At 62.2% G+C, this 7,825-nt stretch carries 9 protein-coding genes and 1 tRNA gene; 3 read left to right on the plus strand and 7 right to left on the minus strand.

What is annotated here, in order from left to right; all coding sequences use genetic code 11:
• Positions 1-12 precede the first annotated feature (12 nt).
• From KEC16_RS09915 to KEC16_RS09925, 3 genes are all read right to left on the minus strand, one after another.
• Complete coding sequence (locus KEC16_RS09915) at positions 13-1,005, minus strand: KpsF/GutQ family sugar-phosphate isomerase (RefSeq protein WP_211548374.1); 993 nt, start codon at positions 1,003-1,005, stop codon at positions 13-15.
• A gap of 107 nt (positions 1,006-1,112) precedes the next feature.
• Entirely contained in the window at positions 1,113-1,724 is a 612-nt protein-coding gene (locus KEC16_RS09920; RefSeq protein ID WP_211548376.1) for a ribonuclease D, read from the minus strand.
• A 91-nt stretch (positions 1,725-1,815) separates the two neighbouring features.
• Positions 1,816-1,902, minus strand: a tRNA-Leu gene (locus KEC16_RS09925).
• A gap of 228 nt (positions 1,903-2,130) precedes the next feature.
• On the opposite strand from KEC16_RS09925, the gene KEC16_RS09930 reads away from it, so the two are divergent.
• A complete protein-coding gene (locus KEC16_RS09930; RefSeq protein ID WP_211548378.1) occupies positions 2,131-3,114 on the plus strand; it encodes a complex I NDUFA9 subunit family protein in 984 nt (327 codons plus the stop codon).
• Positions 3,115-3,268: 154 nt separating this feature from the next.
• Here KEC16_RS09930 and KEC16_RS09935 read toward each other — a convergent pair whose 3' ends face one another.
• The 4 genes from KEC16_RS09935 to KEC16_RS09950 form a co-directional block, all read right to left on the minus strand.
• Positions 3,269-3,592 carry a YbjQ family protein gene (locus tag KEC16_RS09935; RefSeq protein WP_211548381.1) on the minus strand — a complete coding sequence of 108 codons (324 nt, stop codon included), beginning with the start codon at positions 3,590-3,592 and terminating at the stop codon, positions 3,269-3,271.
• A gap of 67 nt (positions 3,593-3,659) precedes the next feature.
• Positions 3,660-3,893, minus strand: coding sequence for a hypothetical protein (locus KEC16_RS09940; protein ID WP_211548383.1), 234 nt, complete (start codon positions 3,891-3,893; stop codon positions 3,660-3,662).
• An 80-nt stretch (positions 3,894-3,973) separates the two neighbouring features.
• Positions 3,974-5,134 (minus strand): DNA polymerase IV, encoded by a 1,161-nt coding sequence (locus tag KEC16_RS09945; RefSeq protein WP_211548385.1) that lies wholly within the window; start codon positions 5,132-5,134, stop codon positions 3,974-3,976.
• A gap of 66 nt (positions 5,135-5,200) precedes the next feature.
• Positions 5,201-5,401, minus strand: a complete 201-nt coding sequence (locus tag KEC16_RS09950; RefSeq protein ID WP_211548387.1) for a hypothetical protein — start codon at positions 5,399-5,401, stop codon at positions 5,201-5,203.
• 1,180 nt (positions 5,402-6,581) lie between these two features.
• Here KEC16_RS09950 and KEC16_RS19990 point away from each other — a divergent pair.
• Both KEC16_RS19990 and KEC16_RS09955 read left to right on the plus strand, forming a co-directional pair.
• The gene (locus KEC16_RS19990) at positions 6,582-6,716 is read left to right on the plus strand and encodes a hypothetical protein (protein WP_283091903.1); all 135 of its coding nucleotides are present in this window, start codon (positions 6,582-6,584) and stop codon (positions 6,714-6,716) included.
• 269 nt (positions 6,717-6,985) lie between these two features.
• Entirely contained in the window at positions 6,986-7,768 is a 783-nt protein-coding gene (locus KEC16_RS09955) for a hypothetical protein (RefSeq protein ID WP_211548389.1), read from the plus strand.
• Positions 7,769-7,825 lie beyond the last annotated feature (57 nt).

The following is a 7,825-nucleotide window of genomic DNA, read 5'->3' on the forward strand; positions in this document are numbered from 1 at the left end:
CGTCATTCCCGTTCAGACCACCCCGGCGCGCAGCAAATCGTGCACATGCAGGACCCCAAGGGCACGGCCATTTTCGACCACGAACAAGCTGGTGATGGATTTTTCATTCATGACCCGCAGCGCCTCGGCCGCCAACAGGCTGGGCAGCACCGTCTTGGGATCGCGGGTCATCACCTCGACCGCCGGCTGGGTCATCAGGTCGGCGCGCAGATGACGGCGCAAATCGCCATCGGTGATGATGCCGGCCAGCAAGCCGTCCGGGCCGACAACGCCGACACACCCCAGACTTTTCGCCGTCATTTCCAAAATAACCTCGGTCATGCCGGCCTGCGGCGACACCACCGGCAGCGATTGGCCGGCATGCATGATGTCGGCGACCTTCAACAGCCGCCGCCCCAATTGGCCGCCGGGATGAAAGACGCGGAAATCGGCGGCGGAAAAGCCGCGCCGTTCCAGCAGCGCCACCGCCAGGGCATCGCCCAGCGCCAGCATCATGGTGGTCGAGGTCGTCGGCGCCAACCCCATGGGGCAAGCCTCGGGGATGGGCGGCAGGACCAAGGCGATGTCCGATTCCACCGCCAGCGTGCTGCCCCCGCGTGAGGTGATGCCGATCAACGGAATCTCGAAGCGACGGGTAAAGGCGATGATATCGGACAATTCCGGCGTCTCGCCGGAATTGGACAGGCCGATCACCGCGTCGCTGGTGGTGATCATCCCCAGATCGCCATGACTGGCCTCGGCCGGATGAACGAAAAAAGCCGGCGTGCCGGTGGACGCCAAGGTGGCGGCGATCTTACGACCCACATGGCCGGACTTGCCCATGCCAGACACCACGACCCGGCCCTGGGCGGCGGCGGCCGCATCGCAAGCGGCAATGAAAGCGTCGCCCAGTGAATCGGCCAGGGCGGCCAGTGCCGTCGCCTCGGTGGCAAGGACACGGCGCGCCGAAGCAAGGTCGGCGGAAGCGGCGGAAGCGGCGGAACCGTCGCGGACGGCAGAATTCATGATGTGGCCTTGGCATAAACTTGCAAACCCTGCGCCAAAGGCGCGCGGGACCACTAACTATACGAATCGGGCGCGCCAGCGGAAGGCATAAAGAGCACTTGCCTGAATTAATGCGTAAACACGTCCTGTTCGTCCCAGCCGGCAAGGTCCAGCGCCGCGCGGTCCGGCAAAAAGCGGAAACAGGCTTCGACCAAGGCGCGCCGCCCCTCGCGGTCCAGCAGAATCTCCAGGCGGTCCCGCAACTGGTGCAGGTACAAGACATCCGAAGCGGCATAAGCCAATTGCTCGTCGGTCAGGCGCGCCGCCCCCCAATCCGAGGTCTGCTGCTGCTTGGACAGGTCGATGCCCAGCAATTCACGGCACAGATCCTTAAGGCCGTGGCGATCGCTATTGGTGCGCACCAGTTTCGAGGCCACCTTGGTGCACCACACCGGTTCGCAGCGAATGGCGAAATATTTGGCGATCATCGCCAGATCGAAGCGGGCGAAATGAAACAGCTTGGTTACCGCCGGATCGGCGAGCAAGCGGCGAAGATTGGGCGCGTCATAACAGCGGTCGGGAAAATGCACCACATGGGCATTGCCGTCGCCGGCCGACAATTGAACGACGCACAAACGGTCGCGCACAAGGCTCAGCCCCATGGTTTCGCTGTCGATGGCGACCACTGGGCCAAGATCGACATTCGCAGGCAGATCGCCGATATGATACTGGATGGACATGCGAACGGCTCCTTCAGGTTTTCCCCGAAGGAGCCGTTTGCAGGTGGCCCCCTGAGGGGCGCATCCGGCTTCAGGTAAACCGGAAAAGATATGGTGCCCAGGAGAAGACTCGAACTTCCACGACCTCACGGCCACACGGACCTGAACCGTGCGCGTCTACCAATTCCGCCACCTGGGCTAGGTGGTGTCTCGTCGGGTCACCCCGTCGAGGCGCAGAGAAATATGCGACCGGCCCCGCCCTGTCAACCGACAAAAAAAGCGGATTTGAAAAAAAGTTCATCCGCCGCTTAATCCCCCCATCCCGGACCGCCGCGCCGGTTGCTTCGCCGCCAGGAAACGAATAGCCTTGCGGCCAAGACGACAAGGCCGCGAAACAGGCGGTGAATATAGGGATGCGGAGGTCCATATGAACCGGCGTGTGGTTACGGTTTTCGGCGGGTCGGGCTTTATCGGCCGCCAAGTAGTCCGACGTTTTGCCAAGGCCGGCTGGATTGTCCGCGCCGCCATGCGTGATCCGATTGACGGCGCCTTCCTCAAAACCATGGGGGAACCCGGCCAGGTCACCCCCATCCGCGTCGATATCTCCGACAAAAGCGCCGTCCGCGCCGCCGTCGACGGCGTTGATTGCGTCGTCAACATGGTTGGCATCTTGTTCGAGAAAGGCAAGCGCAGCTTCGACGCGATCCATCGCCAGGGGGCCGAAACCATCGCCCAGGCGGCGCGCGACGCCGGAGCCGCCAGCTTGGTCCATATGTCGGCTTTGGGCGCCGACAAGACTTCGGCCTCGGCCTACGCCCGCAGCAAGGCCCAAGGCGAGGAAGCGGTCCTTGCCGCCTTCCCCACCGCGACCATTACCCGACCATCGGTGGTGTTCGGCGCCGATGACGATTTTTTCAACCGTTTCGCCCAACTGGCCCGCGTGTCGCCGATTTTGCCGGTGTTCACCGCCGATGGCTTCAAGCCCACCCACAGCGAAAATGGTTTCGCCCTCGACCTGTTCGGGTCGGGCGGCCCCACCTTCCAGCCCGTCTATGTCGGTGACGTCGCCGACGCCATCTTTCGCGCCGCCACCGATCCGGCCGCCGCCGGCAAGATTTACGAATTGGGCGGTCCGCGGCGCTACACCATGAAGGAAATCATGGAAAAGGTGCGCCAAGACACCGGCCTGTGCCGCCTGCTGCTGCCCTTGCCGTTCGCCTTCGCCAAAATCCAGGCGGCTTTCCTGCAATTTCTGCCGACACCGCCGCTTACCCCCGATCAGGTGCTTCTGATGCGCGTCGACAACGTCGTGCGTGGCGGCAAGCCGGGACTGGCGGAATTGGGGGTGACCCCGACGGCTTGCGAAGCCATCGTACCCAGTTATTTGGGACGCTTCGCCCCCACCTCGTAACCGCGCCAAGGCGGCGCGGTCTCAGGCGCCATTCGCCGTCTTGCCGCCCCTGCCCCCACCCGCGCGACAAAAATCCCGATGAGTCCGCCTCATCGGGATTGAGCCTCAGGCTATGTCTCCGGTCGCCTTGTCGTGGCGACCGCAAGGGTGGTCGCTATCCCAGGGTGACGGCGGTTCCGTTGACACAAACCATCAGCAGCGTCTTGCTGTCGCCGCCGATGACCTGGTAATCAAGATCAACCCCCACCACCGCTTCGGCCCCCAGGGCCTTGGCCCGAGCAACCATGTCGGCGATGGCTTGATCCTTGCCTTCCTGCAACAGCTTTTCGTACGAGGCCGAACGGCCACCGACGATGTCGCGGACCGAAGCGAAGAAATCCCTGAAAATATTGGTTCCCAGCACGGCATCGCCGGAAACAATGCCCAGATACGAGGCGATGCGGGCGCCATCTACGGATTCAGTCGTGGTGACAATCATCAGGCACTCCTTCGCGGTGACACTGGATGGCACATGGCGCGGCACCGCGAGGGTTCAAGGCGGCGGCTCAGAATTCGCTGGCCTGACGCACATGTTGAAAACAATCCGGATCGAACAGCATGGACACCGCCACGGTCATGGCGCGCGCACCGCTGCGCTCAACCAGACGTACATGGCGCGGAATATCCGGATATTCGAACACCCGTTCGACGATCCATTCGCCGCCATAGGTGCCGGCCTTGCGGAAAATATCGCCAGGAGCAACATCGTCACCCCGAGCCCGACGGCCAAACAGGCTCATGATACATAACCTTTCGTCATAATGCCCACTCTAGTCCCCATTCACTCATACCGCGACCAGACAACATTTGTCGAGAGAACTTAAAGGCTAAAAAGGTCAGGCGGATCAGCATTTCCTCCTGTGCATAGGTCGGTCACACCGATACCGATCAGGCGAAAGGCCCGCCCATCGGCCTCCCGCTCCAGTAAAGATGCCGCGATCCGCCAGATCACCTCGGCCCGACAGGTTGGATCGGGTAAACGATGGTTGCGGGTCAGAGATCGGAAATCCGCGGTCTTCAACTTCAACACCACGGTGAATCCAGCCAAATCTTCTTTGGCAAGGCGGGCCGCGACTTTATCAACCAAGGGACGCAGCATAGCCCGTAAATCCTCGGCGCGTCGAATATCCCTGGCGAAGGTGGTTTCGTTGGACACGCTTTTGGTCGGGCGGTCGGCGGTGATCGGCCGATGATCCTCGCCTCGCGCCATTAGAAAAAGATGGTGGCCAAAGCGGCCAAAGCGGGCGACCAGATCGGCCTCGGCCATCTGCTGCAAATGACCGATCGTGACGATGCCGGCGGCCTCCATCCGAGCCGCCGTCGCCGCTCCCACCCCCCAGATGGCGGAAACCGGCAAGACCGACAATTGCCCCACCGCCTCATCCCGACCAATGATGGAAAAGCCACGCGGCTTGTTGCGGTCCGAAGCCATCTTGGCCAGAAACTTGTTGTAAGACAGTCCGACCGAAATGGTGATGCCGACCCGCCGTTCGATGGCGCGGGCCAGTCGGGCCAACAAGACCGCCGCCGGGCGATCGACCAGACGATTTTCGGCCGATAGATCAAGATAGGCTTCGTCCAGCGACAACGGCTCGATCAACGGCGTCGCCTTGACCAGCACCGCGCGAATGGCCAGCGAAACCCCTTTGTACTTGGCCATGTCGGGCGGCACCACCACCGCCCCCGGACACAATTCCAAAGCCTTGTACATGGGCATGGCCGACCGAGGGCCGAATTTGCGGGCGATATAGCAGGCCGTGGTGACCACTCCCCGGCCGCCGGCATGGCCAACGATCACCGGCTTGTCGCGCAAGGCCGGATTGTCGCGCTTTTCCACCGAGGCGTAAAAGGCGTCGCAATCCATATGGGCGATAGAGAGATCGAACAATTCAGGGTGGGAGATGACCCTGCCAGAGCCGCACCGGGGACAATCATCCCCCGACTTGAATGGACGACAGCAATCTCGGCACAGGGCGGGCATGAACGATTGTACCCCCGCCCGGCACCGGATTTCCAGTCCCCACCCCGGCAGAAAACCTCTGCGAGGTTAGCGCTTGGCCGCTTTCAGATCCGCTTCCAGCTCGGCGATCCGCTTGGCCAGCGATGTCTTGACCGCTTCCGCCGCCCACGGCTTGAGCGCCGCGTGCTGTTCTTTCAATTGCACCAGCATGCGCTTTTTTTCATCCAAGCTGCGCTTGATCGGCTGGCGATCAGAATGCTGGCCGTCATGGCTGCGAAATCCACTCATTGGTCGTCCCTTCCATGACCGAAACCGTCGCGGGGGCGGGACCATGCCGCAAGCCGCCAATCCAGGCAAGGGACAAAACAAAGACACGCACAAGCACCGGGATGATTTGTCGCAGCCCTCCGCTTTTGCTATAACCCGCCAAGCTCCTGTTGCGTCCCGACACTGCGGCCGATAAAGCACCCTTCTAAACTGGCCCACTTCCCCCATTGTTCGAAAATCACGGTTTTCTTGGCCTTGGGCATGTGGTAGGGCTAGCGACGGAAACAGGAGCACAGCTCTGCGTCTTTGGACGCGATATGGAATTAAGACACAATGTCCGCGTAGCTCAGCAGGATAGAGCACAGGATTCCTGGTTTTTAAAATTGGGCGTTGCGCTCGGAAACGGCGCAACGGATTTGCTCAAAGTCGGGGAACGCTACGGCGCGCGTGCGCCTTGCCAATCCCGAGCCAAGCCCCGAGAGGGGAAGGTGTAGAGACTGGATGGGCGACACCTACAGGCTTCGGTCCATGGTGAAGGGACAGTCCAGACCACGAACGCCCCACCGGGCGGCGGTGAAAACCGAAGTGGTATGAATCCTGGGGTCGTGGGTTCGAATCCCGCCGCGGACACCAATCTTACAAGACAAAGCGGGGGAGCATCAGGAATTCCGTGAGCACGGCAGCGACGGTTCGCGGTCTTGCCACGACACGCAATCCTGGCTGTTGCCCAGCAAAAGTTGCCTCGTGCCGCAGATCGTGGAGATGGAAGTGTTCCAGCACCGCGAAGCTCGGGCTATAGCGCGGCGGCTGATTTTAGACAAATCGGTGCTTGATTTTGGACGCTCCGCCACATGATTTTGTAGCAGATGAAATTCGCAATCTTGTTGCTCTCATTCGACTGGATCGTCGCGGCGAAGAGGGCGTCACTGTCCTCAGTTAAACACCCCGTGAGGACACGATGAAGACGACATTCACCCCTGCCATCGCCGCCAACACTTACGCCTTGGCCGATGTGCTGCGGCAGGCTTATGATCGGGCGAAGAGGCTGCACAAGCGTTGACCGACGGTCCTGGTGCCCGGAACCGGGCCATCGGTACCATCGCCGGCCTGGATGAACTGATCGCCGCCGCCCAGGCCATTTACGGGGCCGCCGTGACCCTGCATCGCCGATAGGAGGCCGGGACATGGAAGACCGCCATGCTTGAGTGAGCGCATCGCCCGCGAAACCTTGGACATTCCCTTCGTGCATCGCCGCAAGGTCTCGGGCGGGGATTTCTATGAAGTCGCGGTCTGGACTGTCGCAACGCCCTGGAGGAAGCCTTCGACGCCGGCATGATGGCCGCCCAAGCCCACCAGGGCCGGGGGTGAGGGGTCGGCGCACCGGCCCCTTTCTTCACGATGTCAAGCAGCAAGCCGCCCCAGGGCGGCCTAAACGCTTCCGCCAACGACGATCACCTCGGTCACCGCTTTGACCTTGCCTTGCCCCTTGACGGTAAAGGCGTTTTCAGCCGTCAAAAATTGACAGCCTTCAAACGCTTCACGCACCTGGGGGCAATCCAGGTTGGACAGCACAAAGCGCCCTTTCAGCCGCCGGCAGGCGGCGCCGTGTCCGGGTTGGGCGGCAGTGTGTCCGGCCTGGGGGAAAGCGTCGATGCCGGCGCCCGGATGATCGACCGGGGGGTACGGTCGGTGTTCGGGGACAAGGTGGCCGATCTGGCTTGGTTCGAAGGCCCGGCCTGGATGAACCCGGCCAACGTGCTGCGCGACGCGGCCCGACCGGTGAAAGACTTGGGGAAAAGCATCGCCCCGCCTGCCGAACGGCAGAACCTTGCCACCGATATTGTCGGCGGCCTGGGCCAGATCGCCGGGCAGATCGCCATGGCGCTGACCGCCGGCCCGGGCGCGGCGGGGGTGGTGATGTTCAGCCAGGGCGCCGACCAGCAGGCCGAGCGGGTGGACGCGGCGGGGCAGGAGGTGGTGGAAGGGGTGATGCACAACGTCATCACCCGCACCCTGGTTGACCCGAGCCAGCAGATTTTCGAGGACTTGTCGCGCGAAGCCATGGCGGCGGGCGGGGCCGGCGCCATTGCCCGCGCCATCGTCAATCTGGCCGTACGCGGTCGTGCCCACCATCAGTCCGGTCAGGATGCTCAGCAGTTGGAGCAGGCCGCCCAGGCCGCCGAAGAATCAAAACTGCGCCAGCGCGCCCCCGAGGCCTATCACGACTTCGTCGAACAGGCGGCGGAACGGGCGGGGGTGGACACCATCTATGTCAACGGCGAAGCCCTGGCCCAATATTTCCAAAGCATCGCCGTCGATCCCCGCACGCTGATTTCCGGCATGCCGTATCTGGACTTGCCCGGAAAGAGTGGAGAGCAAAGGTGTTAACTTTGCTTGAGGACGACTCTGATGACAGGTTCAGGAATGAGGACATTCACCGACGAA

The organism is Magnetospirillum sulfuroxidans, assembly GCF_018224925.1.
Lineage (GTDB): Bacteria > Pseudomonadota > Alphaproteobacteria > Rhodospirillales > Magnetospirillaceae > Magnetospirillum > Magnetospirillum sulfuroxidans.